We start from the raw sequence: 17093 nt of genomic DNA, 5'->3' as shown, positions 1-17093 counted from the left end.
CCCTTACGCCTAGCTTGTTCCAATATATGCTTGTACTTATTTAATTAGAACTTCTTCTCTTTTACCATTACGGCTTTTCTGCTTCTTGTTGTGGTTCGAGTGGCGGTACGAGTGTGACACCTAATTCTGTACCAGGTTGTAATAATGTTCCTTCCGCCACACTTTGTTCTGTTACGTATCCTGTACCAGAAGGTTTCAAGTTAAGCTGTAATGTCTTCGCTAAATTCATAACATCACGCAGTGCCCATCCTTGTATATTTGGCATTGTAGGCTTATCTCCTACCAAGAAAACTCGGTCGCCTTTTAATGTTTGTTCAGTCGCTTTTGGTACTTGTTGCTGTACTTTCCCTTCACCTAGTACGATTGGACGAAGTTTTGCTTTATCAATCGCTTTCCCCGCTTCAGCCATCGTTTTACCAGTTACATCTGGAACAGTAGTTTGTTGTTCTTTCAGATGTTTTTTCGGATCTTTCACTTCATTTGGCTTAATCTTTAAATACTCTAAACTATTTTTTGTTACATATTTAAAAATATCAGCTAAAGGTTGTGCGCCGTTCTCATCATCTTTTAATTTCGGCTGTTTAACAGCTACATACACAACAAGTTGTGGATCGTCCATTGGTGCCATACCTAAGAATGAGAATATATAATTCTGTCTTCCTGTCATATAGCCGCCTTTTCCATCCGGAATTTGCGCTGTACCTGTTTTACCACCAACTGAATATCCATCAATTTTATAAGCTGTACCTGTACCTTTCGGAGATGTAACAACACGTTCTAATAACTGTCTTACTTGCGCTGCTGTTTCCTTTGTAACAGGTTTTCCTACTTCTTCTGGCTTATGTTCTAATTTTACTTTGTCTGTTATTGGATCTACAATTTTATCAATTGCATAAGGTTTCATCATTTTCCCATCATTTGCAATGGCCGTTGCAGCTTGTACAAGCTGAATTGGTGTTACAGTGGAACCTTGTCCAAAAGCTGTTGTCACTTGTTGTATTTGCTGATCAAATAAAATTGTATTCGATCCTTCACCTGATAAATCAATGTTCGTTTTTTCATCTAATCCAAAACAATGAATATATTTTCGGAAACGTTCTGGACCAAGTTTTTGATCTCCTAAAATTGCAAACGCTACGTTTGAAGAACGCTCTACCCCTTCATCAAACGTGATAGAGCCCCAACCAGCACCACCGTTATGATCTTTTATTTTCCTATTTCCGACTTGATATGTCCCGGACTGATAATAATCTTGCCCTTTGTACACACCTTCATTAATAGCTGCCGCTAACGTGAAAATTTTCATTGTTGATCCCGGTTCAAATGCATTGGCAATTGCGTCATTGAAGAAATATTTAATTTGACGATCATTAGGGTCATAACTAGGTTTAGTAGACATCGCTAATATTTTTCCGGTTTTCGGATCTGCAACAATCCCTATTAAACTTTCTGGCTCATATTGCTTACTTGCTGCTTTCATCGCGTCTTCTAAATAACTTTGGACACGTTGATCAATTGTTAAATAAGCGTTATCTCCATTTTTAGGTGCCTTTACATTAACTTTTCCACCATCAAGGGATACACCTTTACGATCACCTGTATACGCTACTTCTCCATTAGAAGCACTTAAGTATTTATCCAAGCTTTTTTCTATGCCAAATTGACCTACCGAGGTTCCATTCTCATTTGGTTTTGCATGACCTATAACGTAAGATGCAAAATCACCGTTTGGATACACCCTTGCATTTTCTGTAATAAAAGATATTCCCGGCAATTTCAACGCTTCTATTTGTTCCTTCTTTTCTTTCGTCAAATCCTTGCCTAACGTTCCAAATTCGACTTGACTTCTACCTTCCTTATTTAAAGAAGCTAAAATATCCTCTTCGCCTTTTCCAAGTACTCCTGCAATTTTCTTTGCAGTATCTTCTTTATTCTCAACAGAGTTAGCACCTTTTAGCGCAGCTACTATTTTATAAGAGTTTGCGTCTTGTGCTAACACATGACCGTTTTGATCATAAATGGTTCCTCGGTTCGCTTCAAGAACTCCTTTTTTACTATGCTTTTGTTTAGCAAGTGCATCTAAATCCTGATTATGAACTGTTCCTGTTGATTGTATGTAAAAAAATCGGGCTAATAACAGCAAAAAGAGCAGGAGGAAAAATATCATAAAATAACCTGCTCCCTTATTGGTATGAAATTTAGTCATATTCTTCTTCATCGTTCCTTCACACCTATTGCCTTATTTGAGGCCTTTCACATTATTCGCATTAATTTCTAGCCCATGTTTTTTTGCAACTTCAGCGATTCGTTCATAGCGACTTAACTTCTCTACTTCAGCTTGTAATTCTTGATTTTCTTTTTGCTGCTGTACAATTTTTTCTTCTATCGTCGCTGCTTCTACATTAACTTGATAAAGGCCTGCTTTATTTCCAATAAACGCGACACAGGCATACAATAAAAAGCCAATAAACGCTACATACAACAGTTTTTCGATTCTTGTAATTTTCGCTTTAACCTTCGGCTTAGCCATCTGCTGTGGGGGCGTTTGAATTTGCACCTCTTCTTGCGCTTGTTGTTTGTACTTTACAGCTAAATTAGTCATACCTCTCTCTCCCTTTTATCGTTTTTCAGCGATTCTCAACTTCGCAGAACGCGCACGATTATTTTCTTCTAGCTCTATATCAGAAGGTAAAATCGGTTTTCTTGTAATAAGCTTTAATTTCGGCTTAAATTCATCAGGAATAATCGGTAATCCTGGTGGCAATTGTGGCGTTGTACTATTTCGCTTAAACGTTGTTTTACAAATACGATCTTCCAATGAATGGAATGTTATAACACTAACCCTTCCACCTGGCTTAACCATCTCAATAGCAGATTCCAATGCTTCTTCAAATACTTTTAATTCATCATTTACAGCTATACGAATTGCCTGAAACACCCGCTTAGCAGGATGCCCACCAGTTCTACGAGCAGGAGCCGGAATACCTTCTTTAATTAGCTCTACTAATTCTCCTGTCGTTTCAATAGCTTTATTCTCACGATAAGCTTCAATTTTTCTTGCAATTTGTTTTGAAAATTTCTCTTCACCGTATTGGAAGAAAATCCTTACAAGTTGTTCATATGACCAGCTATTTACAACATCATATGCTGTTAATGGGGCATCTTGATCCATCCGCATATCTAACGGTGCATCATGATGATAACTAAAGCCTCGCTCTGGTGTATCTAATTGTGGGGATGAAACACCTAAATCAAATAAAATACCGTCTACTTCTGTTATACCTATTTCTTGCAGTTTTTCAGCTAAATAACGGAAGTTACTCTTTACTGTTATAAACTGTTCACCGTATGAAGAGAACTTTTCTTTCGCGTTTTGAATCGCTATCTCATCTTGATCAAACGCTATTAATTTTCCACCTTCAGTTAATTGAGATAATAAATAAGAACTATGTCCTCCTCCCCCCAGTGTACAATCTACATATGTACCATCTGGCTTTATATCTAAGCCGTCTACTGTTTCCTTTAAAAGCACTGTTACGTGTTTAAACATTGTTGCACCTACTCTTTTTCCAATTAATTATGTTGAATGTATCCCTTCCTCTAAGCACATATTTCACGCTTAGAGAATGAAATAATACGAAAGAACGACTCATTTAACTTACCAACAAAGGCAACATACTATACAAATCGCTATTTTCTTTTATTATATACTAAATTTTATCATCTTTTGCGGGAATTTAAATAAAAAACTGTCGAAAAAGCGAATAATACGTTTACATTTTGTGCTATTTTGTCATATATTTAAGTATCCAACACAATTACCATATCCAACACTTTTTTGATTGATAATTCAGAAAAAAATCACTTCACAGTAAATTCAACGGAATAAAAATAAAATCCTGCTCCAAAGAGCAAGATTTTATAGTTTTATAACATGATGTTTTCCGTCCCAAGAAAAAGGGTTTTCCATTACACGATCAACGAAATCCAAACCAAACTGATTTAAATAATAACATACATTCCACACACGTTCTTGCGGCGCACCTAATGGACGAAGTGCGAATTGTATACGGCGGAATTTATTTAGCTGAACCTCATACTTTTTCTCAACATTTCTTTTCAACATTCTTTCCAGCAGTTCAATTTGTTCATTAATTTTCAATTCGTTTTTCCCTGCAAACGCACCTAATCCTGGCTCTATTTTCTTTACAAATTGCTGTAAAGATATATGAATATCGGCAATTTCTTTTTTCGCCTTTTCAAAATGATCATCAATCGGTTCCTCTACTCGATTAGACAACCAGTTTTCACGCAGTTTATCGACATCATTTAAAAACGGATCACTTTCTCTCAATTGCAGATCGAATAAATCTGTCGCTATATCTCTCTCCACATAAGTAATTGTAAGACGAGGAACGACAGGTGGCATTTGAAAACCGACAGTATGGAATACTTGTTGTAATTCACTCCAATAAGCTAATTCCCCTGGACCTCCAATAAATGCGAGCGTAGGAAATACATACTCTTGCATAAGAGGACGCGTTACAACATTATTACTAAAACGTGCCGGATTTCTCTCCATTTCTTCAATCAACTCTTCATATGAAAAGGAATGCGCCCCATCCTTTCCAACAAACTTACCTTGATGCTCTTCAAGCAATACTCGTTCATTATCTATTTCCATGAATATATGCACTGCATGAGACTTCGTTTCAATAATCGGTTTGTATCCTAGTTCTTTAATTACTTCCTGCTGATTACGAAGCCCCTCTTGCACCTCTTTATACTTACTTATAATTCGCTTAAAAAATGGAATTTCTAACTTTCTTAATTCAGGATGATGTGAATCAACAAGGATTAAACCAGAATTAGCAAAGATTTTCGTAATAAGATGAGCAAAGAAATCTACATACGTATTCGATTTTTTCAAAGCATCATCAACAAATTTTAATACATCCTTTGTAAAATTTGTTTCTGGGTATGTTTTAAAAATCTCTTCAATCCAACTTCTACAATCTTCAACAGAAAGTTCAGACTCAGAAGCACTCGCCTTTTTCGGATTACGATCATAAAAAATAGTTTTTTTCATCTTTTTATTTTTCGCTACAAAAGTATGGTTAATCTCATCCATATCATGATCTTCACCCGCAATCCAGAAGACAGGGACAACTTTAACCCCTAAACTTTCTTCCTTTTCCTTTGCAAGCTGTAAAATTGAAATAACTTTATGAATTGTATAAAGCGGTCCAGTTAATAACCCCGCTTGTTGTCCAGCTATAACAACATATGTATTTTCATCTCCAAGCGCTTTTACATTTTGAAGTGTAGATTCTCCCGCTTGTAATTTTGTATTATATTCTAATAAATGCGCTACTAAATCTTGGCGGAAAAACTCCCTTTCACGCAAATCATGTAAACGTTGTTTAAAAGCATCTTCTGTTAACATATAATCAAAACATGACTGTATCTCTTTTTTACCGTTCATATAGTCCGCTACAACACCTTGTTGCGGAACAGAGATTTCTTTTATCTCCATATAATTCTTCCTTTCGTATCCAGTTCTCTCACCAATCCACATTGTAGTCAATGTTTCACTTAAAAGCAAAGAATAACACTTATACTCTTGTTTCTAACCCCTTTATTGCATCGAACAAAAATTGAAGTGTCGGAACTGGTCGTTGCTGTTTCTTAGCCTCTTCTAATACATACCCAACAATCGCATTAATTTCCGTCTGTCTATTCGCTCTTACATCCGCTAACATAGAGGATGTATTACGAGACGTTCCTTCACACACATTTCGTACCATTTGCCATACCATTTCTTTTTCTCCTCTAATAAGAAATGCGACCTCCTGAAACACTTGCTCCATCATTTGATAAAAAAAACGATTCGTGATTAATTCACCATTCTTTACTCCCAATAACGCTGTCAACGGATTGATACATACATTTACTACTAATTTTTTGCGCATAATCTCTTCCCAATCTGTTTCTATTTGAACTGGAAAATAAGCAACAGGAAAAGAATGAAATATTTTTTTAAAATGTATAGATTGGCCACAAACCACTCCAAATCTCGTTACACCTACTCCAGTATGATGAACGATGTGCCCTCCCTCTTTTTTCGCACCATGTTCTACAATACCAACAGCTATATTTTCACTCCCTATTTGCAGCATCTTTGGGAGATGCGACATTCCGTTTTGCAAAAAGATTAATGATGATGCACCTTCCACAAACGGTAGTATGTCATCTATATGATATTGCTTCACAGCAATAAATATATAATCTAAATTTTGCGCTACCATACTTTCTATCGGTAAAACAGGCGGATATACTGTTTCCCATCTTCCATCTCTAATACAAGTTACACCTGTTTCATTTAATTCTTCAGCCTGCTTAGCTGTTCTTGTAAACAACGTAACATCTTGGTTACTTTTTTGTAAATAAAATGTATACAATAGACCAATAGCACCTGGTCCGACAATTCCAATTTTCATTTTCACACAAGGGATTCACATTAAGTGCCCTTGCCTCCCCCCTTTTTCATATCTTTTTAAAGTACATGAGCACGCCCTATAATTTCGTTGTCCTCTGCCAAACAAATACACTCTCATTTTTCACTATGTATATACTGCCTATTAATACACTTATACTCTTAGTTTAGCAAATCCTCAAAAAAATAATAAAAGAAATATACTATCTTCTTCATAAAAATAAAAAAATGAGTTATACTATTATTATAAATATTTTTACTTTTCTGCATTCAACGAGATAAGAAAAGGATGTGATGTAATGGGATTCCCAAAAGTTGAGCGCTTGCTCATCAATTATAAAACGTTAGATGAATTCAAAAAATTTAAAGGGTGCGGAGCCCAGGAACTATCTATGCTGGAAGAATTGCAAGCAAACATTATTGAAAACGACAGTGAATCTCCATTTTACGGTATTTATTATGGCGGATCACTAATCGCACGTATGAGTCTATATATGAAAAGAAACGGCGGAGAACCATTCGAAATTACAGGTCCTTACCTAGAACTTTATAAACTTGAAGTATTACCAACTTTTCAAAAACAAGGATTCGGACAAATGCTTGTAAATCATGCGAAACAACTGCAATTTCCTATTAAAACGATAGCGCGTATTCATTCAGCTGGTTTTTGGGATAAATTAAATTTCAGCCCCGTATCAGTAACTGATGGAGATTTTTATATTTGGCATCCAGAAACAAATTTGAATGCGGTTACAAATGAAGAATCGGCTTAAGAAATAAAAAAACAGCTGTATAACAGCTGTTTTTTTATTTCTTAAGCTTCTCTAACTTCTCAGTCGAGCGAGCATTGTTTCTTTCCGCTACCATTACACTTCTTTTTTGATCGATATAATCAAGCAATGTTCTATACTCTTCCTCATATACTGATAATCGCTCCAGAAGACGCTCTCTTTCTGTTTGTAATGATTCAACTTGTTGTTGCAACACCGTTAAAGAGTTTTCATCTTTATAATTTTGCAAGAAATCAATAACATCATTCAACGTAATTGACGTAGGTTCTAACACTTTTGTCTCTTTCACTTCATAATTTTCTACTTTACGAAGTTGCTTCGCTTCCTCAATACGTTCTTTATATTGCTTTCTTACGTAAGAATTCCACCTAAATCCACATGCTGCTGGTGTACGAGATAAATTTTTCCCCACTTCCTTAAAGGCAGAAAGTTGTGTTCCACCTTCTCGAATATGCCGGAGTACTACTTCTGCCAGAAGCAAATCTTCATCATCAGTCCAAGCATCTTGTCTTGTTGTCGCCATTTCTCTAGTCCTCCCTATGCATTTTTTATTAAGCATATGCAGTTACTAGAAAAGATAGAATACAACAACTAAAGATTAAGACAAAAAAAATAAACGCAGAAGATATCTTCTGCGTTTATTTCCCTGCAATTACTTGCTGATTACTTCTTTACCTTTGTAAGTACCGCATGCTTTACATACACGGTGAGCTAATTTCGCTTCACCACAGCTTGGGCACTCTACCATACCAGGTACTGATAATTTGAAATGCGTACGACGCTTTCTTTTTACTGTTTTAGAAGTTCTTCTAAAAGGTACAGCCATTCTTCCCACCTCCTTAAAAGAAATAGTTATTTTCATATGAAGGCCTGAACCAGTCTTCCGATTATTTGTCAAAAAACTTTGCAAGTCCTACCAATCTTGGATCAACAGTCTTTTCTTTGTCTTCTTCCGAAATCACTTGCCAGTCTTGACCTTGCGTCGGTGCTCCACCAGAAACATCATCACTGAAAATTTGCATTGGAATCTCCAAAAGTATATTTTCCTTGATTACGGGCAGTAAGTCAAGTACTTCTCCTTCTAAACAATGAATTTCAGCTTCAGTTTCAAATTCTTCTTGTGAAGTTTGGAACACCTCAGTTGTTTTAATGTCAAATGGTAATGTCACATCTACTAAAGAACGAGAACATGGTAAAACCATGCTTCCAGTTATGTGTAGATGAAACGTAAACTTACCGGAGCCAAAATCAACTCTTCCCGTTACATGAACAGGATTAATTTCACGAATATCTTTCTCGACCTCTTTTAGCTCACTTACATCTACCATCTCATCCAATGTCAATCCTTTATTTCTCAATTTATTCAATTGATGGATGGACCATTTCATATCATATCACCTCAAGGCAACAAACAAAATTATAGCTAGCCATTTTATATTTGTCAATGTTTTTTCTTTACACCTCTAAAGAAGCATTGTGTCCATTATGTGTTAAAACGTGTGTTTTTGTCCAGCTATATTTTCTATTTTAGACAAAATGGACATAAAGTAAATAATAAATGTGGTACAAGTTGTGGTCAATGTGGTCTGTGTGGTCAAAAGAGAGTGATCGTTTACGATCACTCTCTTCCTATATGTATTCCCATTTACTATTCCCGTTAACGCATACAAAATTAAATTTTTTGAACTACATTAGGCTTTATGATTTCTTCTATTGTACTTATCCTAAAAATACATGCACCCCTTTTATTTGTTTTTTTATCATTACAAATAACTTGCTATATCAACGTTTTATTCCATGAGCTTTTCTAATCATTTTCTATCTTTTTCTATAAAGTGGGGCAAAGGTGGGGCGTCACTGGGGAAAAGGGAAAAAACGAGTTGGACTTCCATTCAGCTCGTTTTTATTTAGATAATACGGAAATCCTTGAAATTTGATATAATGATACAGTTATTAACATTAACTAGGGGGAACAATTTATGAAGAAATTTTTCAAATTTGGTTGTCTAGGTATTATTGCGATTTTTGCAATCCTTGTTGTCATAATGATTATCGATATTGCTAATGACGACCCAAAATCAAAAGACAAAACAAAGGAAGCTGTTACAACAACAGCTAAATGGGAAGAAAAAATTAAAGAAGTTGCATCAAGTAATAAAAATCCAAATGAAAAGTTTGATGAAGTGAGTAGATATGCCCACGATTACAAACCATCTAAAGATGAAGTAAAACAGTTTGGCGATGCCATTATTAAAGAATATAAAGATAAAAATTATATTAAAGATATCTCTAACCATGAGTACATGTTAACGAATATTTTCAAATCACAAGTTGTTGATAAAAATGCATCAGAAAAGCCATTAAAAGATTTCGCTTTCGACTTCTGGCAAAACTCTAAATACAACTACCGCGGTGTAGAAAATGCGACAAGTAGTGCTACACAAGCAAACGAACGCCAAATGGATAAAGCTTTAGATAAAATGAATAAATAGAATGACCATTTTTTAGGGAGGGTATATTATGAAGGTTGTACGCTCTATATTCAAAGGATTTCGTTTAATAGGTTTAATTGTAAAACCCGTACTTAAAGCATTATCTAAAAGTAAATTTTAAATCTCATAAAAATAAAAATCCCCTTCTGCATATGGATGCAAAAGGGGATTTTTTAAATTAATCTATTCGTTCTACAGATACTGGTTCATAGATAAATAAGAAACGGTGTATATTTACACTAACATTTATAAATCTGAAATTCAAGATATAATTACCTACTTATAGAATCAGATAATATTTTTTATTTATAAAACTATTCTTTTATTAAAAATTATTGAACAAAGGAAAAGCAAACTCATACGAGCTTGCTTTTCACATTAATTAACTTTAATATATTCGTACCACCATTTTCCACCTGGTCGAGTATCCATCCACCAAGTAATCTTGTCTAATTCTGGATTAGGTAAAACATCGGTTTGGATATAAGCTAGACCTGTTAATGGATTAACAACAACTTTTCCCTTTGTTCCTCGTTCAGCCATAGCTTGAATCACTTCATTTAGATAATTTATACCGAATTCACCGGACTTAACATATTGATACCCACTATTAGAACCGCTGTTTCCTCCACCATCACCAACAGTTTGCCCAGTTAAAGCGTAAACAATTGAGTTAGCGATTTTATCAACATTCCATTTGGCCATATCAGATTCGTTATCAATGAATCCTAATTCAATAAGAATAGCTGGTGCTTTTGTCCCATTCAATACCGCTAAATCTGTACGTTGCTTTGCGCCACGATCACGCCACCCAATATCTTTTGCCAATTGAGCCGAAATTTTAGCCGCCAGATCTTTCTGATCATAATACAGAACTTCCACTCCCTGTCCATTTCCGTCACTTGCATTAAGATGAAAAGAAATAACTAAATCCACAACATGAGAATTACTGTTACGAATAATATTATTTAAATTTTGCGCTTGAGTGCCTCCTACTTCGTCTGTATCATCATAGACTGTGTGTCCTAAAGCTCTTAACTTAGCTGCCACTGCATCTTTTACCTGACGATCCATAATATGCTCTTTTCGATTTCCTGAATTAGCTCCTTGTACAATACTGTTGTGTCCTCCATGTAAACTATAACGAGTCATCATTCAACATCTCCTTTTTTATTATCATATTCAGAACTTGTCTTATTGCTCCTGCCACCTAAAATTTCAACTGCATTCGTTAATGCTGAAGGTAAAGGTATTCCCATACGCCCTGCATTTTCTAAAAGTGAAAGTAACTCATTGCCCATGAAGAAGAAAATAGTCGCTTCACGAATCGCGCTGTTACTTCCAAGTGCTGAATCTAGTTGTGCGGCCGCTCCGACCAAAAGAAAAAGCACCACCTTTTTGGCGATGCCTTTGAAACCAACTTTACTTTTTAATTCTCCGTTATACCCTGCTGCAATCATGTCAGTTAAATAATCAATAACTGCCATCGTCACTAAGATTTTCAATGTTGCATCCCATCCTCCCAAGAAATACCCACAGAAGCCACCAAACGTAGCTATAAATGCTTTCAGTAATACATCAATACGATCCATCTTTTTCTCTCCTTTTTAAGCTGCAAAGCAACTTGGATCCATTCCAAATATCTCTGCAATATCTTCCTCACTTCTATCTTTTAAATAAGATTCAGTTGTAGAAATATCAGAATGGTTAGCAAGTGATTTTAGTTTTTCAAGCGGCACTCCTTGTACTTTCAAATTATCTAATCTGCTATGACGGAAACAATGAGGATTGATTTTATATTTCTTTCCTTCCTTTTCATTCAGCATCTTAGCAAATATGTCGCACTAATAATTAAATACACTCTTGTTCAATCTTTTTCTCTCACCATTCTTATAAACCCGCACAAACAAATCTGGAATAGTATCCTTACCTCGCTGATTTATATATAAACGAATGCATTTCTGCACCCGGTGATTGTAATATAATCTAAATTTCTTACCACGTTTTCCTCGTACCACATTTGTATAATAGTGTTCTATTAACCCTTCTTTCTGAACCTGGTAAACCTCATTCTTTCTAGCTGCGCTGTAATAAGAAAGGGCCAAATACATTGCTAACATGTATTTTTCTTGCTCAAGTAATTCATCGATTAACCAATTAATCTGCTCCTCAGTTATAAAAGTGATATCTCGAATTGGATTCTTAGGTAAACCACGTACCCTTGAACCCATATTAAATTCATAATCATAGTCGTCATCATCCGCACAAAATTCTAATGCGGATCTTAACGCACTCATTAATCCATTTACACGAGCATTAGACATTTCCATCTCTTGAAAAATAATAGATAAATTCCGAATGTCTTTACGTGTTAGGTCAATAAGGTTTTTATTTTCCAAGTGTTGATGTATTAGAAACAAAATAATTCTCAAATCCCAACCATATTGTTTTAAAGTGCTTGCCGCTTTTCCTTGTGCTTTCTTTTCAATAAGAAAATCTTTGACTAGGTTTTTATTTTCTTGGCTAACATACTTTTCATAAATTGCTTGGTCTACTATTCGTTTCACACTGATCATCTCCTCAAAATAAAAAGAGAAGCGAAATCGCTCCTCTTGATCTATGAATTGAATTTACTCAAAGCCGTATTTTGTGCAAAATAAAAACAGCTTATAGCTGCTCTGGTTTCTTAACAATTAAATTTTGAAGTAACAGTTGTTCTAAAACTTCAATTCTACTGTTCATTTGTTTATTTTCTTCTTTTAACTCTTGAATTTCAGCATCTTTCGCTTGTTTTTCTTCTTGAAATGCCTTTATTTGAATTGCTACTGAAGAATATATTTCAGCTGCATTTCTTGTTTTTGTAACAAAACACTCAGGAGTATTTTCATCATCTGCAATCCACCCATAGTGAGTTTCTATATCGTTTGTCGTAAGAATTGGGTCACCTTCAACACGATTCATTCGCTTCTCATATAAGTCTTCTATATCTGTTTTCAAGTTGTATTGTTGGATTTGAAGTGCCATAATTTTTTCTATTGCGCTAAACTGCACGTCACGAATATTTGTTTTGTATTCACGTTTCGATGCTGTTTGAAAAGCTGATGCCGTAACAGCATTAAAAGCATTACCTGTTCCATCTTTAACTTGAAGTGTTTTATATCCATCAACGTTACCGTTACGCAAAGTTACTGTTTGGAAACGGAGATCAGTTTCAGCATTTGACGTTGCAACTATATCAAGCATATTTTTACCTTTTAAGTTGAATACAATGGAAGACTGACTGTCCATCCATACGGATTTAGATCCACCTTTTAATGTTATTCCACCAGCAGAGTCTACCCAAAATGCGTTCGATGGATTAGATACAGTGAAGGTAGCACCGTTGGCTACTTCAACCCAATATGATCCATTTTTTGCATACTGACTTATACCTTTTCCAGAAGTGATAATTGTATGCCCACCAGAATTGACCTCTGTATTCTGATTACTTTTCATAAACAAAGCCCCACCAGTAAGAATATCTACATGGCTTACAGAATCTAAACGAATTGTATTAGTATAAGCGCTAAATTGTTTATCAGACCTTAGGGTAACTCCGTTATTACCAGTAATATAAATATAGTTATCTCCATTAAGAGATACATCCCCTTTTGTATCCACATTTAATTTAGCGCAATAATGTGGAGTTTGATCCGCATCATAACCTTTAACAATACCAAAGCTACCGGTATAGTAATTTTCTCCTTTCACCGGGAATTGAGATATTGTTAAAGTACCATCGCGGAAACGTGATGTATCCACATCATCATGCATAAGTATTGTTGGTTGTATTTGGCTATCAACAGCTCTTTTGTAATAACCAATAAACATTCGATTTAAATTCGACTCCATCAAACGTATGAATTGCTTTTGAATGTGAACATAATTAGAACCATTGTCTGTACGTATGGTTGTACCTTTAAGTTCCTGCGCTTCTAAATATTTTGCTATTGTTGTTCCATCTAATTGTATTTTACCTACACTAATTTTAACGGCCTCTGCTGTTTGATTGATAGATGAAATAATATCGCCTTTTTTGACTGTTGAATTAATTTCATTAGACATTAATGTAATAGAGCTTTCGTGCTTTTCCACCATTGCCTTACTTCCAAATTGACCGTTCGCTTCTGTTTTGGTGTATACATCCGTTTTCTCTGCCTTTAGGTCAATACGGCTAGATTGCTGATTGATCGTTGTTTCCATTTTAGAAACTTTACTATCAAAATCAGAAGTAGCCACTTTCTTTGCAATTTCGCCTACAAGTTGGTCATAGTTGGCATAGTCTTTCGGATTCTCCATGAAACTAGAAGGTGTAATACCTTGTTGTAATTGTGGTTGCGATACCCAAAGTCTACCGTTTTTTCTAATAACCACTACAAAACGTATCGTAGTAACACCAGATGCAGGAGATGGCATAGTTACACTAACAAATTTCCATGATCCATTAGTCAGTAATGGTACAAGTTGTACGACTTTATTCGTAACCCAAGTAGAACCATTGTAAAATTCAATCATTACAAATGCTGTATTATCTATGGTAGCAACTGCATCTGTGTAAAACCATGCAGATAACACATAATCACCGGAGTTAGGAGATACAGGTAATGATTGATAGAACGCTGCATTTCTGTCTACTGTCTGCCCGGACGATTCTAATTTAACGGAATTCATACCGTCATGGTTTCTCGCTGTTTCTGGTACAGCTGTAAAGTTACTGCCGTTTGGACCGACACCCCATTTAGAAATACTCGGTTTTCTACTCGTTACAGCTCCTGTAGTAGCGTTTATTACTCGATCTTCAAATGCAGTATTAAATAGTAAGTTTGTACTTCCTAATCCACCTACATATTCTTGCATTTGAGTATCTGTTACTTTGGATTTAATTTGATTATTCAACTGTGTGATATCACTCGTGTTTTGTTGTACAATTTCTCCTTGTTTGCCTTGTGTTTGAGATAGAGATGTAATGGTTTGTGAATTAGAATCCGTTGTTTGTTTAACTTGATTCAAGGTAGTTTGCATTGCACCTTGGTCTTTTTGAACAGTTGATACAGTAGTTTTTACACCATCCACACTTTTTTCGATTTCGGTTGTTTTCTTCGTGAATTCATCGGTTGTTACTTGATCTTCTGCTGCTGGTTTATAGTCTGTTGCTTTATTTCCAATTTCAATTTGCCATTCTTTTAATTCGATCATGCCTTTAACATTACGTAATAGCGTTTGCGAATTGAAAACCTCAATTGCTTTATCTTTAAGATTATAAGTAAAGGAATATGTTTTCCATTCTTGATTTGCGCTAACATCACTTTCGCAACGAACACCAGGCCATAATTGTTCACCATCTTTATACTTTATCCACACTTCTACCCCAGCCCATGGATTCGGTGTTCCCTTTTCATATCCAATAGTTCTTGCTTTAAAGCTAATAGTAAACTGCTGCCCTTGTAGCATCGATAAACCATCCGGCACAATTTTAAATGACTTATTTACTATATTAGACACTGTTGTTCCTGTGTCAGATTTAAGTGTGCCACCTGTATTTAACAGAATGTTACGTCCGCCAATCTTCATATCATCAAACTTTTTTTCCACACTACTCAACTTCTCAGTGACTTTTCCTGCTTCTTCTTTAATTTCAGTTGTTGTTTTCTTAAGCTCACTTGTTGTTTGCTGCACATCAGAAATAGTCTTCTTCGTACCTTCCACAGTGGATTCAACCGTATTTAATTTATTACTGATTTCAGTATCTTTTTTTGTTAACGATTCAATAGAAGTTTTAAATCCATCTGCGGTTTGCTCTGATTTCGTTACACGTTCAGTAAGCTTTCCTTGTTCATTTTGAATATTAGAAACCGTCGTGTTAATCCCTTTAATAGTAGTCTCAATTTCTACCGTCTTTTTAGTAAAATCAATTGTTGTTACTTGATCTTCTGGAGCTGGTGTCCATGCTGTAGCAACGTTAGATAATTCAAGTTTGACGTTTTTTACATACGCTGTACCTTCAATACCTTCGCCACCATATATATACAATCTAACAGCTTTAGTAACGTCAAATTTTTCATGAAGTTTCATGATAAACGTATAGCGTTCCCATCTATTAACTTCACTTACGTTAAACACATACTGACCACTGTGAAAGCTTTGTGCTGTGTTACCTTCAATGAAATGATGTAAACCACCGTTTATACGGAAACCTTTTGTATCTGACCAAATATCCATACTAATAGTAATTTCTTTACCCGCGACATTATTTCTCGCAAATTCTGCAACCACATCTTCAGCGATACCCATCCATCTATTTTTTTGACCGATGATACTGTTTTTGTTAATAAACGCTACAACTGGATAACCGAAAGTAGTTATATCTAGATGGGCATGATAACCTTTTGTTGGATCTGCTACACCACCGTTATACCCACTTCCCCAACCAGATGCCTGAAGGTTCCCATTTAACGATTTGTCCCAACTTATAGAATCATTAACAATATAACTAGAAAAATTAGAGTTTTTAAGCGAATTTCGGCCATCTAGTTTTGTATTATCTACTTGCGTTTTAAGTTCTGTAAGAGTCTGTTTCGTCCCCTCAGCTGTTGTCTTAATCTCGTTTGTTTTCTGCTCCAACTGTGACATGCCTTCATTCGTTTTCTTTAATTCGGACTTCTCCGCTTTCTGTGTAAGAGCTTCATTTGTTTGACCAATCGATGTATTAATATCCTTGAATTTCTGTACATTCCCTTGTTTATCAGTTTCATAGATTTGTTTCCCTATAAAACCATTGTTAATTTCCTCTTTTGTAAACACTCCAGATTTATCGGCTTTATCTTTTAACTGTGTATTAATCCATGTTTGATCCACTTTGCCATTAACTTGCTTTTGAACATCCACTATTTGTCCAGCTATCTCTTGCGCTTTACCTTCCACACTTTGAACCTTTTGATTTAATTCCGTTTTAGCTGTTTCAATATCTTTCTTAACATCTTTAATACTTTGCTGTAATGGAGCTGTATCAGGAACAACAGGTTCCCACGATACACCCGTCCATATTTTTAAAATACCAGGCTTACCATTACTAATATCACGCCATAGTGTTTTATTAGGTTTAAGATTAGTAGTAGGTGGATTAGCCCCTTCTATAATATCTACAAGATTTTGATTCATATATTTTTGTGTTGCTTCTGCCAAGTCTTTTGCTGTTTGGCTTTCTTTTTGAGCCTGATCAGCTTTATCTTTAGCATCAATGATGTCTTTGTTTTGTTCCTTTACTTTATTATTTAA

The 17093-nt window shown here is 35.3% G+C and carries 13 protein-coding genes and 1 pseudogene; 2 read left to right on the top strand and 12 right to left on the bottom strand.

All coding sequences use genetic code 11. The features are described 5' to 3' along the window. Window positions 1–67: 67 nt before the first annotated feature. From ACQRBL_RS18285 to panE, 5 genes are all read right to left on the bottom strand, one after another. Entirely contained in the window at window positions 68–2167 is a 2100-nt protein-coding gene (locus ACQRBL_RS18285; RefSeq protein ID WP_411996017.1) for a penicillin-binding protein, read from the bottom strand. Window positions 2168–2239: 72 nt separating this feature from the next. Next, complete coding sequence (gene ftsL, locus ACQRBL_RS18280) at window positions 2240–2602, bottom strand: cell division protein FtsL (protein ID WP_000182804.1); 363 nt, start codon at window positions 2600–2602, stop codon at window positions 2240–2242. A 15-nt stretch (window positions 2603–2617) separates the two neighbouring features. After that, the gene (gene rsmH / locus ACQRBL_RS18275; protein ID WP_000472508.1) at window positions 2618–3550 is read right to left on the bottom strand and encodes a 16S rRNA (cytosine(1402)-N(4))-methyltransferase RsmH; all 933 of its coding nucleotides are present in this window, start codon (window positions 3548–3550) and stop codon (window positions 2618–2620) included. Window positions 3551–3919: 369 nt separating this feature from the next. Beyond that, complete coding sequence (gene bshC / locus ACQRBL_RS18270; protein WP_000403042.1) at window positions 3920–5536, bottom strand: bacillithiol biosynthesis cysteine-adding enzyme BshC; 1617 nt, start codon at window positions 5534–5536, stop codon at window positions 3920–3922. A 79-nt stretch (window positions 5537–5615) separates the two neighbouring features. Then, on the bottom strand, window positions 5616–6500 hold the full coding sequence (gene panE, locus ACQRBL_RS18265) for a 2-dehydropantoate 2-reductase (protein WP_014482115.1): 885 nt from the start codon (window positions 6498–6500) through the stop codon (window positions 5616–5618). Between the two features lie 295 nt (window positions 6501–6795). On the opposite strand from panE, the gene ACQRBL_RS18260 reads away from it, so the two are divergent. Further along, the gene (locus ACQRBL_RS18260) at window positions 6796–7269 is read left to right on the top strand and encodes an N-acetyltransferase (RefSeq protein WP_000506690.1); all 474 of its coding nucleotides are present in this window, start codon (window positions 6796–6798) and stop codon (window positions 7267–7269) included. A gap of 34 nt (window positions 7270–7303) precedes the next feature. On the opposite strand, the gene ACQRBL_RS18255 is transcribed toward ACQRBL_RS18260, so the two are convergent. The 3 genes from ACQRBL_RS18255 to ACQRBL_RS18245 form a co-directional block, all read right to left on the bottom strand. Beyond that, complete coding sequence (locus ACQRBL_RS18255; RefSeq protein ID WP_000246469.1) at window positions 7304–7810, bottom strand: RsfA family transcriptional regulator; 507 nt, start codon at window positions 7808–7810, stop codon at window positions 7304–7306. A gap of 129 nt (window positions 7811–7939) precedes the next feature. Then, complete coding sequence (rpmF, locus tag ACQRBL_RS18250) at window positions 7940–8113, bottom strand: 50S ribosomal protein L32 (RefSeq protein WP_001984764.1); 174 nt, start codon at window positions 8111–8113, stop codon at window positions 7940–7942. Window positions 8114–8174: 61 nt separating this feature from the next. After that, window positions 8175–8675 carry a YceD family protein gene (locus tag ACQRBL_RS18245; RefSeq protein WP_411995986.1) on the bottom strand — a complete coding sequence of 167 codons (501 nt, stop codon included), beginning with the start codon at window positions 8673–8675 and terminating at the stop codon, window positions 8175–8177. Between the two features lie 591 nt (window positions 8676–9266). On the opposite strand from ACQRBL_RS18245, the gene ACQRBL_RS18240 reads away from it, so the two are divergent. Beyond that, the gene (locus ACQRBL_RS18240) at window positions 9267–9779 is read left to right on the top strand and encodes a hypothetical protein (protein WP_411995985.1); all 513 of its coding nucleotides are present in this window, start codon (window positions 9267–9269) and stop codon (window positions 9777–9779) included. Between the two features lie 378 nt (window positions 9780–10157). On the opposite strand, the gene ACQRBL_RS18235 is transcribed toward ACQRBL_RS18240, so the two are convergent. The 4 genes and pseudogenes from ACQRBL_RS18235 to ACQRBL_RS18220 all read right to left on the bottom strand — a co-directional run. Next, window positions 10158–10931, bottom strand: coding sequence for an N-acetylmuramoyl-L-alanine amidase (locus tag ACQRBL_RS18235; protein ID WP_023522869.1), 774 nt, complete (start codon window positions 10929–10931; stop codon window positions 10158–10160). Further along, on the bottom strand, window positions 10931–11371 hold the full coding sequence (locus tag ACQRBL_RS18230; protein ID WP_411995984.1) for a phage holin family protein: 441 nt from the start codon (window positions 11369–11371) through the stop codon (window positions 10931–10933). The genes ACQRBL_RS18235 and ACQRBL_RS18230 overlap by 1 nt, the downstream gene beginning before the upstream one ends. Before the next feature lie 15 nt (window positions 11372–11386). Then, a pseudogene (locus ACQRBL_RS18225) lies at window positions 11387–12346 on the bottom strand (tyrosine-type recombinase/integrase). Between the two features lie 100 nt (window positions 12347–12446). Beyond that, window positions 12447–17093 (bottom strand): tail fiber domain-containing protein (locus ACQRBL_RS18220; protein WP_427735086.1); only part of this gene is annotated, 4647 nt, incomplete at its 5' end.

The sequence above is a fragment of the Bacillus sp. AF62 genome, from assembly GCF_050312695.1.
In the GTDB taxonomy this organism is placed as follows: domain Bacteria; phylum Bacillota; class Bacilli; order Bacillales; family Bacillaceae_G; genus Bacillus_A; species Bacillus_A cereus.
Note: the sequence above shows the minus strand (reverse complement) of the source record. Positions and strands in the feature narration are given on the sequence as shown.

Excerpts from the sequence above, each read along its gene's own strand:
- ACQRBL_RS18240 (WP_411995985.1), top strand. The coding sequence starts at position 9,267 with ATGAAGAAATTTTTCAAATTTGGTTGTCTAGGTATTATTGCGATTTTT.
- ACQRBL_RS18255 (WP_000246469.1), bottom strand. The coding sequence starts at position 7,810 with ATGGCGACAACAAGACAAGATGCTTGGACTGATGATGAAGATTTGCTT.
- ACQRBL_RS18230 (WP_411995984.1), bottom strand. The coding sequence starts at position 11,371 with ATGGATCGTATTGATGTATTACTGAAAGCATTTATAGCTACGTTTGGT.
- panE (WP_014482115.1), bottom strand. The coding sequence starts at position 6,500 with ATGAAAATTGGAATTGTCGGACCAGGTGCTATTGGTCTATTGTATACA.
- ACQRBL_RS18260 (WP_000506690.1), top strand. The coding sequence starts at position 6,796 with ATGGGATTCCCAAAAGTTGAGCGCTTGCTCATCAATTATAAAACGTTA.
- rpmF (WP_001984764.1), bottom strand. The coding sequence starts at position 8,113 with ATGGCTGTACCTTTTAGAAGAACTTCTAAAACAGTAAAAAGAAAGCGT.
- ftsL (WP_000182804.1), bottom strand. The coding sequence starts at position 2,602 with ATGACTAATTTAGCTGTAAAGTACAAACAACAAGCGCAAGAAGAGGTG.
- ACQRBL_RS18285 (WP_411996017.1), bottom strand. The coding sequence starts at position 2,167 with ATGATATTTTTCCTCCTGCTCTTTTTGCTGTTATTAGCCCGATTTTTT.
- rsmH (WP_000472508.1), bottom strand. The coding sequence starts at position 3,550 with ATGTTTAAACACGTAACAGTGCTTTTAAAGGAAACAGTAGACGGCTTA.
- bshC (WP_000403042.1), bottom strand. The coding sequence starts at position 5,536 with ATGGAGATAAAAGAAATCTCTGTTCCGCAACAAGGTGTTGTAGCGGAC.
- ACQRBL_RS18245 (WP_411995986.1), bottom strand. The coding sequence starts at position 8,675 with ATGAAATGGTCCATCCATCAATTGAATAAATTGAGAAATAAAGGATTG.
- ACQRBL_RS18235 (WP_023522869.1), bottom strand. The coding sequence starts at position 10,931 with ATGACTCGTTATAGTTTACATGGAGGACACAACAGTATTGTACAAGGA.